Origin of the sequence: Xanthomonas arboricola (assembly GCF_003353015.1) — a bacterium.
Taxonomy (GTDB): domain Bacteria; phylum Pseudomonadota; class Gammaproteobacteria; order Xanthomonadales; family Xanthomonadaceae; genus Xanthomonas; species Xanthomonas arboricola_E.
The window spans coordinates 20,731-36,434 of record NZ_QREM01000007.1 but is presented as its reverse complement, the minus strand read 5'-3'; the positions used below and the strand labels follow the sequence as shown (position 1 = coordinate 36,434).

The 15,704-nt window shown below is 66.4% G+C and carries 15 protein-coding genes; 5 read left to right on the top strand and 10 right to left on the bottom strand.

Annotated elements, in window-relative coordinates:
- The first annotated feature begins 126 nt into the window (after window positions 1–126).
- Window positions 127–687 (top strand): hypothetical protein, encoded by a 561-nt coding sequence (locus C0541_RS03580; protein WP_115045804.1) that lies wholly within the window; start codon window positions 127–129, stop codon window positions 685–687.
- Between the two features lie 124 nt (window positions 688–811).
- Here the strand turns inward: C0541_RS03580 and C0541_RS03575 are convergent, their stop codons facing one another.
- The 4 genes from C0541_RS03575 to C0541_RS03560 form a co-directional block, all read right to left on the bottom strand.
- A complete protein-coding gene (locus C0541_RS03575; protein ID WP_115045802.1) occupies window positions 812–1,228 on the bottom strand; it encodes a type II toxin-antitoxin system VapC family toxin in 417 nt (138 codons plus the stop codon).
- Window positions 1,225–1,479, bottom strand: a complete 255-nt coding sequence (locus tag C0541_RS03570) for a FitA-like ribbon-helix-helix domain-containing protein (protein WP_102582218.1) — start codon at window positions 1,477–1,479, stop codon at window positions 1,225–1,227. Before C0541_RS03570 ends, C0541_RS03575 begins: the two co-directional genes overlap by 4 nt.
- A gap of 137 nt (window positions 1,480–1,616) precedes the next feature.
- Window positions 1,617–2,729, bottom strand: coding sequence for a type II toxin-antitoxin system RelE/ParE family toxin (locus C0541_RS03565; protein ID WP_115045800.1), 1,113 nt, complete (start codon window positions 2,727–2,729; stop codon window positions 1,617–1,619).
- Entirely contained in the window at window positions 2,716–2,922 is a 207-nt protein-coding gene (locus C0541_RS03560; RefSeq protein ID WP_115045799.1) for a hypothetical protein, read from the bottom strand. The genes C0541_RS03565 and C0541_RS03560 overlap by 14 nt, the downstream gene beginning before the upstream one ends.
- Window positions 2,923–3,190: 268 nt before the next feature.
- Between C0541_RS03560 and C0541_RS03555 the strand changes: the two genes are divergently transcribed.
- The gene (locus C0541_RS03555) at window positions 3,191–3,697 is read left to right on the top strand and encodes a hypothetical protein (protein ID WP_115045797.1); all 507 of its coding nucleotides are present in this window, start codon (window positions 3,191–3,193) and stop codon (window positions 3,695–3,697) included.
- A 282-nt stretch (window positions 3,698–3,979) separates the two neighbouring features.
- On the opposite strand, the gene C0541_RS03550 is transcribed toward C0541_RS03555, so the two are convergent.
- Window positions 3,980–5,245 (bottom strand): phospholipase D-like domain-containing protein, encoded by a 1,266-nt coding sequence (locus tag C0541_RS03550; RefSeq protein ID WP_161959863.1) that lies wholly within the window; start codon window positions 5,243–5,245, stop codon window positions 3,980–3,982.
- A 960-nt stretch (window positions 5,246–6,205) separates the two neighbouring features.
- Between C0541_RS03550 and C0541_RS03545 the strand changes: the two genes are divergently transcribed.
- Window positions 6,206–7,219 (top strand): hypothetical protein, encoded by a 1,014-nt coding sequence (locus tag C0541_RS03545; RefSeq protein ID WP_115045794.1) that lies wholly within the window; start codon window positions 6,206–6,208, stop codon window positions 7,217–7,219.
- 167 nt (window positions 7,220–7,386) lie between these two features.
- Here the strand turns inward: C0541_RS03545 and C0541_RS03540 are convergent, their stop codons facing one another.
- Window positions 7,387–8,226 carry an SDR family oxidoreductase gene (locus C0541_RS03540; protein ID WP_115045792.1) on the bottom strand — a complete coding sequence of 280 codons (840 nt, stop codon included), beginning with the start codon at window positions 8,224–8,226 and terminating at the stop codon, window positions 7,387–7,389.
- Between the two features lie 100 nt (window positions 8,227–8,326).
- On the opposite strand from C0541_RS03540, the gene C0541_RS03535 reads away from it, so the two are divergent.
- Both C0541_RS03535 and C0541_RS03530 read left to right on the top strand, forming a co-directional pair.
- A complete protein-coding gene (locus C0541_RS03535) occupies window positions 8,327–9,220 on the top strand; it encodes a LysR family transcriptional regulator (RefSeq protein WP_115045790.1) in 894 nt (297 codons plus the stop codon).
- Window positions 9,221–9,410: 190 nt separating this feature from the next.
- Window positions 9,411–10,772 carry an MFS transporter gene (locus C0541_RS03530; RefSeq protein ID WP_115045788.1) on the top strand — a complete coding sequence of 454 codons (1,362 nt, stop codon included), beginning with the start codon at window positions 9,411–9,413 and terminating at the stop codon, window positions 10,770–10,772.
- A 107-nt stretch (window positions 10,773–10,879) separates the two neighbouring features.
- Here C0541_RS03530 and C0541_RS03525 read toward each other — a convergent pair whose 3' ends face one another.
- Genes C0541_RS03525 through C0541_RS03510 form a run of 4 tightly spaced genes read right to left on the bottom strand, consistent with a single transcriptional unit; the run spans window position 10,880 to window position 15,673 of the window.
- On the bottom strand, window positions 10,880–13,090 hold the full coding sequence (locus C0541_RS03525) for an FUSC family protein (protein WP_115045786.1): 2,211 nt from the start codon (window positions 13,088–13,090) through the stop codon (window positions 10,880–10,882).
- Window positions 13,087–14,547, bottom strand: a complete 1,461-nt coding sequence (locus C0541_RS03520; protein WP_115045784.1) for an efflux transporter outer membrane subunit — start codon at window positions 14,545–14,547, stop codon at window positions 13,087–13,089. Before C0541_RS03520 ends, C0541_RS03525 begins: the two co-directional genes overlap by 4 nt.
- Window positions 14,544–15,467 (bottom strand): efflux RND transporter periplasmic adaptor subunit, encoded by a 924-nt coding sequence (locus C0541_RS03515; protein WP_161959862.1) that lies wholly within the window; start codon window positions 15,465–15,467, stop codon window positions 14,544–14,546. Before C0541_RS03515 ends, C0541_RS03520 begins: the two co-directional genes overlap by 4 nt.
- Complete coding sequence (locus C0541_RS03510; protein ID WP_115047231.1) at window positions 15,464–15,673, bottom strand: DUF1656 domain-containing protein; 210 nt, start codon at window positions 15,671–15,673, stop codon at window positions 15,464–15,466. Before C0541_RS03510 ends, C0541_RS03515 begins: the two co-directional genes overlap by 4 nt.
- Window positions 15,674–15,704 lie beyond the last annotated feature (31 nt).

Here is a 15,704-nt window from a genome sequence, read left to right as displayed (position 1 = left end):
CGCAATCGATCATCTGCCGCTTGGCGTTATGCACAGGTGCCGTTGCGAATTCCATTCAAGGCGCAAGCGGCAGCCGCGCAACGGCCGCTGCCGGCACCTTGCATTACAGACCAAGGAGTGATCGAAATGAAACGTAAAACCAGCTATCGCGGTGCGCTTGCGGCCTGTGGCCTTTCATTCGTCGTGGCCGCGCTGTGCATGGACGCTGCTGTTGCAGCACCGGTCAGCAAGACGGACACGGTCACGCTGACCCATGTTTTTGCCACGCTGCAGACGGGCCAGCAGGATCAGAAGCCTGAAGACATTGCGGCATGTCGCAAGCAGGTGTCGGCACCAACATCCAAGTATCTGGGTGTGGCGGTCACCACCAAGTACTCCATCGACGTGCAATCCAAGATGATGTCCGCGTCCTCGTCGCTGCCATCGCCTGTGGCCACACAGCCGCTGACGGTGACGATACCGCTGGCGCCGTTGGGCGTGGCTGGGGAGTATGCCTTCGGCGCGTTTCGGCCGAGCGCGCTGCCCGACACCTATGTGCTGTTTTCGGTCGGGCTGGATTTCAAGGGGCCGCAGTCGTCCGTGCTGGTTCTCAACAGCGACAAACCCTACAACTGCCTGGTGACCAGCAATCCGGCGCCGTTCAAGGGAGCACTGGCTACCAAACTGGGCAAAGACCAGGGCCGCTGATGTCTGCAACCGCCGGGTAATCGGCGAACGAGCCGAAGACAGCGTCGGCTCGTTCGGCTGCTGTTTTCAAAGCAGCACGTTGGAGGGGCGGGCGAAACGGCGGTTTATCACCGCACGCGCCGGATCAACTCCACGGGTCAATGACGTCCAGCGCCATCGCCGCGAACGGTGCCGTGTCGCGAGTGGCAACGGTCAGGCCTTGCGCGGCTGCCGTTGCAGCGATGTAGGCATCGGCGCGACCGAGTGTGAGTCCTGCGGCTCTGGCTTTCGATGCGAGTGTCGCGAATGCGTGCGATGCGTCCAGATCAAACGCCAGCAGGCGCGCATTGAACAGTGGCAATACATCGCTTTCCAACCGTGCATGCAACGTGGATCGCTTGCGGCCCTCGGGCATCACGGCAATGCCATAACGCAATTCGGCCACCGTTACCACCGACAGGAACAGTGTCTCGACAGCCTGCGCATCGATCCAGGCAACGACCTTCGGGTTGGGCTGAGGCCGCCAAAGCTCGGAGATGACATTGGTATCGAGCAGGATCACTTCAGGCTGATCGGTTTGATTGCGGTCTTGTCGCGTAAGGTGTCGAACGCGTCGGCCTGTTTTGCTGTCAGGCCAGCGTCGCGGCCAATGTCCACCAGCAGGGAGCCGAGTTTGACCCGGTCTGCCGGTTTGGCCGCTGATTCAAGGATTGCGCGGATCTCCGCCTCGGTGCTGCGGCCGTGGAGTGCGGCCCTCGCGCGGATCGCGCGATGCACCTCATCGGGGATATTGCGGACGGTGAAAGAAGGCATGTCGCCCTCCCGGTGGAATCAGGTTGCTTGCACTTTAGAGAAGTGCAAGCACTTAGACAACTTCAACACACCCGGTATCGAAGCAGTCATCACCGCACCAGCCGTAGTGGCATCCGGGGCCAACCTGGCCCCACCACTTACCGATACGGCCCGGGCCCGCGCCACACCGGCTCGCCCTGCTTGTAGACCTCCATCATGTTGATGACCTCGCGGGCATCGCCGATGTCTTTCAGCTCCGGGGAGTCCGGCGGCAGCAGGCGGCATTTGCTGGAGCCGCGCTTGAGCGCGACTTCCAGCGGGCAGACCATGCGGTACTGGGTGCCGGGCAGGATGATGGCCAACTCCTTCATGCCCTGGTCGCGCCAGTTGCGCAGCTGGGTTTCGCTGCGCACTTCGTAATAGACCTGGTAGCCGCCCACATCCATGCTGGGTTGGGCGTTGCTGCGGTCGCGGCGGCGGCCTTCGCTGATGGTGGGCGTGTTGGACATGCCGTCTTCGGCGGCATCTGCCTCTTCTTCGAGCATGCCCGGTGGGCGGCCGGTCCAGGTTTCGGGGCGGCGCTGCGGCGGCGACGAGGGCTCTGCCGGCGGTTGCGGCGGGGTAGGACGCTGCACCGGTTGGGCCTGGCGTTGCTCGACCAGGCCGCCGCGGCGGGTGTTGCCTGCCGGCGGGATCGGGTTCCTGGCGGTCTTGACCAGGGTGGACTGCACCGGCGAGGCGGCCGGTGGCGGCTGCACGGGCGCGGGCGTTGGCGACGGCGGGGTGGGCGTCGGTGACGGAACCGGCTGGTCGGGCGTGGAGGTGTCGCCGACGAAATCCACCTTGGTGCGGCCACCGCTGGCCGAGCCCTGCGGCGGGGTCATGGTGGGGGTGGAGGCCGACAGCAGGATCAGCAGCATCAGCACGTGCAGCAGGGCGCTGATCAGCGCGGCGATCCACGGTTCGATGCGCTCGATCAGCGGCTCGGTGCGCGGCAGCCAGTCCTGCGACTCCAGGCGGACGTGCAGCAGCTGCAGCGCGTCGTCGCGCACGCGGTAGACCAGCACGTAGGGCGTTTGCCTGACCACCCATTCGCGGGTGCCGGCGACGCGGCCGGCGCGGCCGCGGCCGGGTTGCTCGGCCAGGGTGCGGGTGGCGTCCAGCACCTGCCGCGCCATCGCGGCGGCGGCGGTGGGGTTGAGCGCGTGGTAGTGATCCTGGGCGTGTGCGAGTTGCCTGGCGGCCGGGACGGTCCAGTCACGCCGCAACATCAACGCCCCATCTGGCGAATAACGCCGTCACCTGGGCCGGTGCGGCGAAGGCGCCCTGATCCGCTGCGGCCATGCCCTCCAGCACGGCGGCCTCGAAGCTGGCGCTGTCCACGACGCGGACCACGTCGTCCCATCCTGCCGTCTCCGGCAGCGTGTCGATCAGCGTATGGGCGTCTTGCTTGATGGCGGACATGGCACTGCGGTGGGGAGCTCTGCCGGCAAGTCTACCCGTGCGGCTCCGGTTCGCGTGTGGCAAAGGCTGGCGTGCGGTTGAGGCGTTTATTGGCCGTGGCAGGCAAACCGGTCCTGCGCGAGGGCCTCTGGTCCGTCGCGATGGCCGGACGTGGTGGCAGCGGGCCGGCCAGGCCGCCCGCGCGCGCAGAAAGTGACACTTGGCACCTTGTTCGCTACCGGGGGCGGTTTCATTCTGCGGTGTCACCTCACCCCGCAAAGGAATCGCCATGCCCGCTGCTGCCATCGCACCGCTGACGCCGTACCTGTCGATGGCGGCCATCGCCTTCCTCTACTACCGGCGCATCCGGCGCAGCTTCGGCCGCCAGCGCTGGAAGCCGGTGAACTCGGCGCTGCGTGGCGTGGTGCTGGTCGTTGCCGCAGCGGCGCTGGCATACGCGCTCCATGGCTTGCCGCAGGTCCGGCCAGGGATCGTCGTGGGGACGCTGGTCGGCATCGGGCTGGGCGCGGTATCGCTGCGCTACACGCATGCCGAATGGGTGGAGGGACGCGGCTGGTATACGCCCAATCCGTGGATCGGCGGTGGCTTGATGCTGGTGCTGCTCGGGCGCCTGGCCTGGCGCTGGGCCGATGGCGCCTTCAGCGCGGGCGCGGCGGCGGCCGGATCGCAGGCCAGCCCGTTGACGCTGGGCATCGCCGCGGCGCTGGTGCTGCATTCGCTGGTGCATCTGGGCGGGCTGTGGTGGCGGCTGCGCCAGCTGCGGCTGCAGGCGTGAGCGCCTGCGCCAGTGTGCGGCGGCAAGCGCGGGCGACAAATCCACCGCACCCGCCACCAGGCAAGCGTGGCCGGTGCCCGGGACAGGCCTGCATCACCCGCATGCTCCGCACCTGGACGCGCCGTCCGCCTCGGTCAACCACTGCCAGCGTCGGTGTGTCAGCAATGCCAGGCCGCGCCGGATGCGCCTGTCCTGCCTCCCTGCCAGGCGGTGCGGGCGGGCTGGAGCGTCTGTCCGGCCGGTGCCGGGCGGCCAACTCCAGCGCGTCAAGGCGTGCGTTGCCTACACCTGCGAGCGGATCGGCAGGACCAGCTTCTCGCCCAGCTTCTGCCGCAGCGGCCGCTTGCGCCAGCGCTCCAGCGTGTACAGCTCGGCCCGTTGCAGGTCGCGCTCGAACACCTCGGTCATCTGCGCGGCCAGGTCACGGTCGTAGACATTCAGGCTGGCCTCGTCGTTGAGGCGGAACGAGCGGATGTCGAAGTTGGTCGAGCCCACCGAGACCAGCAGGCCGTCGATGATCAGCAGCTTGGTATGCAGCATGGTGGGCAGGAATTCGTGGATGGCGATGCCGGCCTGCAGCAGCGGCTCCCAGCTGGCCTTGGAGGCCAGCCGCACCGAGACCGCATCGATATGCTTGCCCGGCAGCAGCACGCGGATGCGCACGCCGCGCGCGCGCGCGTCCAGCAGCGCGCGGGTGATCAGCGTATCGGGCACGAAGTAGGCCGCGGCCAGGTCGATGGAGCTGCGCGCCGCGGCGATGGCGATCAGGTACATCAGGTGCATGCTCTCGCTGCCGCCGGCCGGCGAGGCCACGAACAGCTGCGCGTCGCTGTCGCCGGCCGGTGCCAGCTCGGGGTAGTACTCGGCGCCATTGAGCACGCGGCCGGTGCTCTTGATCCAGTTGTCGTTGAAGGCGGCCTGCACCTGCGCCACCACCGGGCCTTCGATGCGGTAATGCGAGTCGCGCCAGTGCTCCGGGTCCTGCGCATCGCCCATCCACTGGTCGGCCACGCCGACGCCGCCGGTGAAGCCGATGCGGCCGTCGATCACCAGCAGCTTGCGATGGGTGCGGTTATTGACGCGATGCAGGTTGTACCAGGTCAGCGGGCGGTAGCGATGCACTTCCACCCCGGCCTTGGTCATGTCCTCGATCAGCGACGCATCCATCTTCAAGCTGCCGCCCCAGTCGATGGTGACACGCACCTTGACCCCGGCGCGCGCGCGCTCGGACAGCGCCTGGCTGAACTCGCGGCCGATCTCGCCCGACCAGTAGATATAGGTTTCGAAGGTGATGGTGCGCTGCGCGCTGCGGATGGCGGCCAGCATCGCCGGGAAGATCTCGTGGCCGTTGTGCAGCACCTGGATCTTGTTGCCGGGCAGGATCGCCGGCCCCAGCAACACCGACATCTCGCGCTTGAACTGCGGATCGGACACGTCGTAGCAATGGCTGGGGATGTGCTCGAGCTTTTTCTCGGGCGTGGCGAAGTTGAGCAGCAGCAGCCCCACCACCAGCGTGGTGACGACCGTGGCCACGATGATCCATGTCATGCATCCAACCCCTGTTCCCCTGCCATCGACAGCCCCAAGCGGCCAGCATTCTGGCAAGGCTGGCGTCATGCAGGTTGTGAAGGGCAATTATGAAGAGGCATGAGTAACCCGCCGCGACGTGGGCATCCTGCATGCCAAGCGGTTTATCGCCATGACTTGTCCATCGGATATCGCCTTTGCCCTCAGCGTCGTTCTGCGCTGGGGCAGGCGCATTGTCCGGTCATCATCTCAATGCGTTTGACGCGACCCGTGCAGTGGGTCTGGACAGCGCGGAAACACCGCAGTGTACGAATGGCACATGCCGATTCCAAACACCGGCCGCGCCCGCCTGGCGGTAAGCGCAGTCCTTTTGATAGCCGCTTCAAACCAATCGTAAAGTAGTTTCAACCGCTCGGCATGTGGCGCTGGATTGTTCGCCCAACGCCCTAGTATTTCGTCTTCTATCGTGAACTGGAGATGCGATTCATGGGACGTTGGAGCAACGATGGATGTGTCAGAACAAGTTGCAGGAGCCATGACGCGTTCGCGCGCAGACCTGAGCAATAGATTCAGTCACGACATCTGCGCCGATGACTGCTCGCAACGTTGGTCAATGCACAGGCACCTACAGTGCGGTCCGCTTATATCGGATGAGGTCTTCCCTTGAGATTGCTGTCCATACCAAAATTTCATAAACAGCAGCCGCAATCTGCTGCCCAAGGTCCGAGTGACACAAGAGTGGACGCGCACCAGCCGCCGGGCAATCGAGCTCCTGACCCTGGCAGTCCGCTTGCGCGCAGGCCGCCCACTCGGAAGACATCGCAGAAACCCAGCGTCAGGTCCGAGAAAAATTTACTTCAGACATTGTGTTTCACTTCTGGGGCAAGCACATCACGCAAGAACAGCCTCACGCCTGGTGGCAGGCTATCGCCTGACGCCAGTCCCACCGCTGGCGTCAGTGCATCCCGACCGACGAGTGAAATGCCTGCGGAAGCGCCAGCTATGCAGGCAACGCCTGGCCAAGCCCCGGTCAGAGCCGCGCGCGTGCCCAGAAGAGGCAAAACGCTGGCACAACTTTTCAAAGAAACAAAAGAGATGCACGAAGCTGACGCGCCACTTGGTGTTTTTAGCGATGCCATGAACAAGCCCGCTTCATCCGTTCAAGCGCATTTCCTGAACGTCGGCGGCACCAGCACGCACAGCGAAATCGAAGAGCTCGAAGAGCCGAGAAAAAATGCGGCTGCGCCAGAAGGACGTGTGGCCATCGAGGAAAAAATCAACGAAGGATTGAGCGAGGCAGAACAAGACGACATCGTCAAGCCAGACAATGAGCTTTCGATACCCTGGGCGCATGACGCCAACCCAAAAAACCTTTTCTGGCAGAAAATCGATGAATCCCACAAACAGGATATCTTCAATTTATTTTCCGATGAAGACGACATGGAAGGCATCATGCTTTATGAAAAGATCCAGGGCATGGAGCATGATGAAACGTCAGGCGCTAGCGAAACGGTCAGTCAAGATCCTGAAAAGCACAACGTCGATGTCAGCCCAGAAAGAAAAGACTTTCTGAAGAAAATAGAATTCATGGAAGCGATGGAGCGTCACTTGTTGCAGCGTTATCAGGCTCACGATCTGCGCAAGCTTCGCAAGGCGCCGGAACCGTCTGCGTCGTCGAAGGCGCTCGTGCCCCGGTTTCAAGAAGCGTCAAGGCTTGCTGCGTCAGGTTCGGAGTCGCCTGAGGGCTTGCCGATATCAGCTCCGCCAACACCGGATTATTTTCGGGACGCGTCAACCCGGGCGTCACCAGATCTCGAGCATTTTGAGTTCGCCAACGGGTCAACATCGGCAACATCGGATCGTTTTCAGGAGAACACCCGGGCGCGATACGAAGAGGCAGTAGAGATCGAGGCGAACAAGCAACGAGTCGCGCGACAAGCAAAGCGCCTCGATAAGCCATCGCCCAAAGGGTTCTTGCGTTGGCTCCGCGGCTAACATCAGTGCGAATGACCCGGTGGGCCGCTGCCTGCGCAACAGGCTGAGCTGTCCAGCTGCCGTCAGCTCTCGTCATGTGGAAACCTGTGATGGGCAGGGCTGAGGCATGCTCTAGCGAACCGGTGGCCATGATCCGGTGGTAACTCGCTGACGGGGTCGGCGTTGAATCAGGCGACTGCTTCCGGATCGTCGGTGGAGAACGCAATGTCGCGCTGGTCGTCGAGTGTGGCCAGTCGCGTGCTCAGCGCGTTGCGAATCGAGTGGTACGCCGATCCGCCCATGACCAGGCGAAACGGCGGTGGCGACTGTTCGGTGCAGGCGATCATCGCCGCGACCATGCGCTGCGGGTCGCCGACGATGACCCAGCTGCCGTCGTCCAGCGCGCGGCTGAGGGCGTCGACCGGTGTGCCGAGGTAGTCGGACGGGATGTCGGTCCTGACCAGCGCGGCGCCGAAGTTGGTGCGTGCCGGGCCGGGTTCGGCCAGGGTGAAGTGGATGCCGAAGCCGGCCACTTCCTGCGCGGCGGCTTCGACGAAGCCTTCGATGCCCCATTTGCTGGCGTGATACAGGCTGAAGCCGGGATAGGCGATCTGGCCGCCTTCGGACGACACCTGCACCACGTGCCCGCCGCCTTGGCGATGCAGGTGCGACAGCGCGGCCTGGATCAGCGTGATGGAGCCGATGAGGTTGGTGCCGATGAGATCGCGCACCTGCGCGTCGGTGGCGGCCTCAGCGGCACCGAGCGTGCCGTAGCCGGCGTTGCTGACCAGCACGTCGATCCTGCCCAGGGCCTGGAAGGCCCGGGTGACGGTCTCGCGCACCGCTGCGCTGTTGCGCAGATCCAGCTGCAGGACGGTCAATGCGTCGCCGTGCGCGGCCTGCAGATCGGCAAGCGCTTCTGCGCGCCGCACGGTGGCCGCGACGCGATCGCCGCGCGCCAGCAATGTTTCGACCAGGCCGCGGCCGAAGCCGGAGGATGCGCCTGTGATGAGCCAGGTCCGGGACATGGTGGGTTGCCTGTGCGTGGAAGGGAATTCCACTCTAGGCGCGGGGAATTGATGGGTCTATGCCATAGAATCCGGATGAGTTGATGTGAAATAGCCACCAATGCCGAAGCCGACCTTCAATGACCTGGCCGCGTTCACGAGCGTCGCGGTGCATCGCAGCTTTCGGCGTGCGGCCGCCGAGCTGGGGCTGGCACCGTCCTCGCTCAGCCATCTGATCAGCGCGCTGGAACGCAACCTCGGCGTGCGCCTGCTGCATCGAACCACGCGCAGCGTGTCGCTGACCGAAGCAGGCGAACGGCTCTACGCCAAGCTGGTGCCGGCGTTGCAGGACGTCGAACAGGCGCTGGGCGAACTGGATGCCTTCCGGAGCGGACCCACCGGTACGGTGCGCATCAATGCTCCCGAAGTGGTGGTGCGGCTGTTGTTGCAGCAGGTGGTGCCGCAGGTGCTGGCGCGTCATCCGGCGCTGTCGGTGGACCTGGTGAGCGAAGGGCGGCTGGTGGACATCGTGGCGGCCGGCTTCGATGCCGGCATTCGCCTGAGCGAGTCGGTGCCGCAGGACATGATTGCGGTGCCCTTTGGTGGGCAGACGCGTTTCATCGCGGTGGCCGCACCTGCGTATCTGCAGCATGCCGGCTACCCGGACACGCCGGACGATCTGCATCGCCATGCGTGCATCCGGCATCGCATGCCCAGCGGCAGGCTGTATCGCTGGGAGTTCGAACGGCGCGGCCAGGAGGTGGCGATCGACGTGCCGGGGCGGCTGACGCTGGACCAGCTCCTGATGATGAGCGAAGCCGCCGAGGCCGGCCTTGGCATCGCCTATGTGCCCGAGCATGCGGCGATGGCCGCACTGGCGCGCGGCACGTTGGTGCGCGTGCTGGAGCAATGGTGTCCGGCGATTCCGGGACTGGTGCTGTATTACCCGGGGCATCGACAGATTCCACCCGGGCTGCGCGCATTCATCGAGACGCTCAGGCAGGTGTTGCCGTAGCCGTCGATCGGCATCCAGGGCGGTCACGCCCATGATGGGCCGCAGGCGTCGCGGCCGACCTCGAAAGCGGGCTGAAGCGCGTGCGCCGATGCGGGTTGGGGTGCCTGTATATGCGCCGAAATGCTTACATGCGTCACACCAGCAGGCACCTATACTTCCGGGGTGTCCCACCCCACGAGGTTCTGTCTGCATGAGCGCACCCCCAACGTCTCCGATCGCCGCCGGTTCTGGCGCAGCCCCCGGTAGCCTTCGCCGTTCGGTGTCCAATACGCTCAAGGGATCGGCCGGCAATCTGGTCGAGTGGTACGACGTCTACGTCTACTCGGTATTTGCCACCTACTTCGAATCGCAGTTCTTCTCCAAGGAAGACAAGAACGCCACGATGTTCGTGTGGGCGATCTTTGCGATGACCTTTTTGATGCGCCCGATCGGTGCGTGGTACTTCGGCCGCTTTGCCGACCGCTACGGCCGCCGCCTGGCGTTGACCATCTCGGTGTCGATGATGGCGCTGTGCTCGTTCGTCATCGCGGTGACGCCGACAGTGGCCACGATCGGCATCGCCGCGCCGATCATCCTGCTGCTGGCGCGCCTGCTGCAGGGCTTTGCCACCGGTGGCGAATACGGCACCAGTGCGACCTATATGTCCGAGGCGGCGATTCCGGGACGGCGCGGGTTCCTGTCTTCGTTCCATTACGTCACGTTGGTCGGCGGGCACGTGCTGGCGCAGACCACGCTGCTGGTGATGCTGCATTTCTTCGATGCGCCGCAGGTGTCCGAGTGGGGCTGGCGCGTGGCATTCGGCCTGGGCGGCATCGGCGCGCTGGTGGTGTTCTGGCTGCGCCAGACCATGGACGAGTCGCTGAGCTCCGAATCCATTGCCGATTCGCGCACCGGCAAGGCCAAGGCGTCGGGCTCGATGCGCGAGCTGTTCGTCAACCAGTGGCGCCCGCTGCTGCTGTGCTTCCTGATCACCGCCGGCGGCACCATCGCGTTCTACACCTATTCGGTGACCGGGCCGAAGATGATCCAGACCGCGTTCGCCGGCGGCGACGTGATGGCCGGCACCATCATCAACCTGGTCGCGCTGACGGTGCTGATGCTGATGCAGCCGGTGGGCGGCTGGCTGTCGGACATCGTCGGGCGCAAGAGCCTGCTGGTGTTCTTCGGTATCGGCGGGGGGCTCTACACCTGGTTCCTGGTGATGGAACTGCCCAAGCAGACCGACTGGCTGACCGCGTTCGCGATCCTCACCGTGGGCTTTGTGATCCTGACCGGCTACACCTCGATCAATGCGGTGGTGAAGGCCGAACTATTCCCCACCCATGTGCGCGCGCTGGGCGTGGGCCTGGGCTATGCGCTGGCCAACTCGGCCTTCGGCGGCACCGCGCCGCTGCTGTACCAGGCCTCGTTGAAGACCGGCCACGTCAGCGAGTTCGTGATCTACGCAACGGCGGTGATCGCGGTGTCGTTGGTGGTGTACATGTTCTTCCTCACCAACAAGGGCAGCAACTGGCTGGACGACGAAGCGGCGATGCAGCAACGCAAGCGCTGATGTGCTTTGCCCTTCGCCCGTCGGGAGAAGGTGCCCCGCAGGGGCGGATGAGGGTACGAGCGAAGCCTAGTGACATTGAATACGCAAGGAGGCTTCGCCCCGTACCCTCACCCCAACCCCTCTCCCGGCGGGAGAGGGGCTAACGGCAGCTGCATCGTTGATACGCCGAAGTGCTGCGGCGCCGGCTGCACAAACAAGCTGTAACGCAAACCAATCAAACCCAGCAACGCATCGTCGCGATGCCTCCCTGCCGGCACCTTGCCGACGCGCGCCAGCGAGGCATCCAGCCGCGCACGCAAGGCATCCGGCGCAGGCAGCGGGCGCTTGCGTGCCACCTGCTGCCGGTAGTGCGCGGCAACTTCGGCCAGGATCGCGTCCACCGCCTCGATGCTCGGCTGCGGCAAACCGTGCCGCGCGCTGCGCAGTTGCAGGATGTTCAAGCCCACGCGCACTTCGTTGAGCATGTCCAGCGAGGCCAGCTCGCTGCCTTCCGGTGTCAGGGCCAGCCGTGGTGCGAGCAGGCCCAGCAGGTCCAGCATGCGGGCGGCAAAATGCGGCCGATCCTGCGCGCCGCGGCCGTCGGCGGCATCGGCCAGCGTGCGCCAGCCCTGGCGCACCAGCCGGCGCGCGCTCCATTCGGCACCCACCGAGCGGAACAGCCGCGTCAGCACCACCGCAAATCCAATCCCCAGCACCATCGCCACCGCCGCGTTGACGAAGCTCTGGATATTGGCGTTGTAGGTGTTCTGCAGGCTCAACAGCGCGGTGAGGTTCACCACCAGCGGCAGCGCGATCAGCATGGTCTTGGGGCGGTGCAGCAATGCGCCGATCGGCAGGAACACCGCCGCCAGCACCAGGACCAGCATCGGGAAATCGTGGATGGCCGGAAAGATGCCGAACAGATAGATGCCGGCGACCACGCTGGCCACCACCGCCCAGGTCAGGAACGACAGCATGCTCGGCGCCGGGTCGTCCTGCGCGGCGAAGAAGGCGGCGGTCACCGCGGCCATCATCGCGCCGTTGCCGCCGCCTTCCCAGCCGATACCGATCCACAGCACGCAGTACGCCATCAATGCGAAGCCCGCGCTCAGTGCGGAAAACGCGGCCATGCCGAAGTCGACATGGCGCGTGGCGCTGGCAGGTGCCGGCGCATCGGCTGTGTCGCGCGGTGACCAGGTCAGTCGCTGCAGCAACGAGGGGTGCATGCGCGAACGCGCGGCGGGTTCGCTTTGTGCGGTGTCAGCCCGTTCGGATGATTCCGCCGTTGCAGGTGGTCTCGCCGCAGCCGGCAACGCACGCAGCACCGGCATCGCCGTGCCGTGCACCACTGCCTGCTGCAGCGCGCGGCAGTCCTGCCACAGGTCGAGCAGCTCTTCCAGCCGCAGCAGCAGGCTGGCCAGCAGCAGATGTTCGATGTCCTGATCCACCACCGGGCGCAGGGCGGCGATGCGTGCACGCAAGGCGTCCACGTCCGCATCGCTGCCTGCGTCCTCGCCCTGGTCCACCCAGGCCGCGACGTCCTCCAGCAGCGTGGCCGTCTCGGGCGGCAACGCCGACCCATCGCGCTGCAACGCATCCAGCCGGTCGGCCACCGACGACAGCACCGGCAGCAGCATCAGCATGCGTGCGCGCAGCTGTTCCAGCGTGGGTACCGCACCGGCATGGCGTGGGTCGTCGTGGCGCACGAAGGCGATCAAGGCCTCGAACTGCACAAGATCGGCGGCCAGCCGGTTGCGCGGTGCCTGCGCTGGCCCACGCTGCAGCACCTGCCGGCACCATTGCGCGGCGTCGCGCATCCAGTTGCCGATGCGCGCGGTCAGCATCGGCTTGACCGAGGCGGGGAACACCAGCGCGGCGAACAGCACCGCCATCACCGTGCCCAGGATGATCTCCTCGCTGCGCGCCACCACGGTGTCGAAGATGCCTTCCGGCGCGGTCACCGCCGGGAAGCCGATGAAGGCGGTGGTGTAGCCGGCCAGCAGAAACGCATAGCCGCGCGGGCCGCGATTGAGCAGTGCCAGGAACAGGCAGGCCGACAGCCACAACGCCATCGCCGCACTGAGCAGCAGCGGCGTCTCCACCAGGTTCGGCAGCATCACCAGGGTCGCCGCGCCGGCCAGCAAGGTGCCGAGCACGCGGTACACGCCCTTGGCGCGGGTGGGGCCGAGCAGCGGCTGGGAGACGATGTAGACCGTGGCCATCGCCCAGTACGGCCGCGACAGGTTGCCGGCCAGCCCCACGTACAACGCCGCGATCGACGCGGCGAAGGTCTTGGCCGAAAACAGCCAGGCCTGGCGGTCGCGCAGCAGCGCACTCATCGCGCGGCCGTGGCGTCGGTGCGGCCGGCGGTCGCTTCCCAACCGCCACCCAATGCCAGGAACAGCTGCAGTTGATCCTGCGAGACCTGCGCCTGCGCATTGGCCAGCGTCATGTCGGCGGTGGCCAGCGTGCGCTCGGCATCCAGGCTGGACAGATACGGCGTGCGCCCGCCCTGGTACAGGCGCCGGTTCTGCGCCGACGCCAGCTCGGCCTGTTGCTGCGCCTGCTCCAGCAGGTGCAGGCGGTCCAGGTCATGCGCATAGCGCGACAGGCTGGTCTGCACCTCGCGCAGCGCCTGCAGCACGGTGTGGTCGAACTGCGCCAGCGCCGCGTCGGCGCCGGCCTCGGTGGCGCGCACCCGCGCACGTGCGCCGCTGGAGGGCAGCGTCCACGAGATCAGCGGGCCGAACGACCAGGCATGCGTGGCCGGCTCGCCGACGTCGGCCAGCAGGCCGGTGGCGCCGATCGAACCGCCCAGACGGATGTCCGGATACAGCTCGGCAGTGGCCACGCCGATGCGCGCGGTGGCTGCCGCCAGCCGGCGTTCGGCCTGGCGCACATCCGGGCGACGCGCCAGCAGTGCGCGGCCGTCGCCGATCGGAATCGGTTGCTGCAAGGCCGGCGCGTGCGCACAGCTGTCCACGCCGGCCGGCACCTCGCCGGGGGTCTTGCCGAGCAGCGCGGCCAGTTGATACCCGGCGGCCTGGCGGCGCGCGCGCAGCGGCGGCAGCGCCGCTTCCAGCATCGCCACCTGTGCGGTGGCGCGGGCCAGGTCGGGCGGGGTGCCGCGGCCGGCAGCGATCAGGCGCTGGGTGATGTCGCGGCTGCGTTGCTGCAACTGCAGCGAATGCTCGGCCACGTGCAGCTCATGGTTGGCGTGGCAGATCTCCACGTAGCTGCCGGCGACCTGCGCGGCCACGTTGACGCGCGCCAGATCGATCGCGGCCTGGGCGACCTGCGTATCGGCCTGCGCGGCCTCGGCGCCGCGTTGCAGCTTGCCGAACAGATCGAACTGGTACGACACCCCGAGCTTGCCATCGGCCAGGTTGAACACCGGCAGCTTTTCCTGCTGCAGGAAGGCCTGCGCCGAGACCTGCGCGCGGCTGACGCCGGCCTCCACCTCGTAATCGAAGCCGCCCGCGTCCAGCGCCTGTTCGTACACCGCGGCGGCGCGGCGCAGGTTGGCACCGGCCACCTTCAGCTCGACGTTGTCGCGCAAGGCCTGTTCGATCAGGCCGTCCAGCATCGGGTCCTGATACAGCGCCCACCAGCGTGCCGGCAGCGGCGCACCGGCCTGCACCTGGGCGTCGCCGGTGTCGCCAAACGCGGCGTTGGCGGCTGGGCGCTGGTAGGCCGACTCCGCCGGCATGGCGTAGTTCGGGCCGACCGTGGTGCATGCGCTCAATGCGGCCAGCAGCGTGGCCAGTCCCAGGGGACGCAAGACGCTGCGGTTCATGGCGCGGCCTTGGCCTGCACGCGGGCAGGCGCGTTGGCGGCAGCGTCACGCACGGCGTCCGGCAGGATGCTCACGGTGGCGGTGCGCCCGGCGATCAGCTGCACATGCGCCGGCACCTGATCCAGCACGATGCGTACCGGGATGCGCTGCGCCAGCCGCACCCAGTCGAACGCCGGGGTGACGTTGGGCAAGGCGCCGGCGCTGCCGCTGCGGTAACGGTCCTCGATCCCGGCGGCGATGCTCTGCACATGCCCGTGCAAGGTGGCCGGCTCGCCCATCAGGTGCACGTCCACGCGCTGGCCGGCATGCACGCCCTGCAGGCGGGTCTCCTCGAAATAGCCATCGACGCGGAACGAGCCGGTATCCAGCACCGCCACCACCGGGCGCCCGGCACTGACGTAATCGCCCACGCGCACGGTGCGGTCGCTGATGTGGCCGTCGGCCGGGCTGCGCACCTGCGTGCGCTCCAGGTTGAGCTGGGCCAGGTCCACCGCCGACTGCGCGGTGGCCACGGCGGCCTGCGCCTTTTGCACATTGGAGCGGCGCACCTCGGCATCTTCGGCGGCCACCAGGTCCTGCAGGCTGCGGTCGCGCGCGATCTCGCGGCGCAGCTGGCTCAGCGTGGCCTGGCGTTCGGCCAGCGCGGCGCGCGCCTGTTCCAGTGCGATCGCATAGCGCGCGCGGTCCACCACGAACAGCAGCTGGCCGCGCGTCACCGCCTGGTTGTCGGCCACCGCCACCTGCTCCACCAGCCCGGACACATCCGGCGCCACCTGCACCACATCGGCGCCCACGTGCGCATCGCGCGTCCACGGGGCCTCCATGTAATACCGCCACAGGTGCTGCAGCACCACCGCAGCCACCACCACCATCGCCAGGGTCAGCAGCGCCGGCCCCGCGGTCTTGATCAGCTTTTTCACGATTGCATCCAACGGGTCAGGAAAAACAGGCCACCCAGCAGCGCGATGTACAGCGCCAGGTTGAACAGCGCCGGGTGCCAGATGTGCCGGTAGGCGCCGGCCCGGGTCAGCAGCGCGCCGATGGCGCTGTTGAGCAGGTAGGCCAGCGTCATCAACGCCAGCAAGGTGGGAACGAACACACCGTAGAGACTGAATTCGCCGTACATCGGGACGTCCTGCATCGCTAAAGAAAAACAC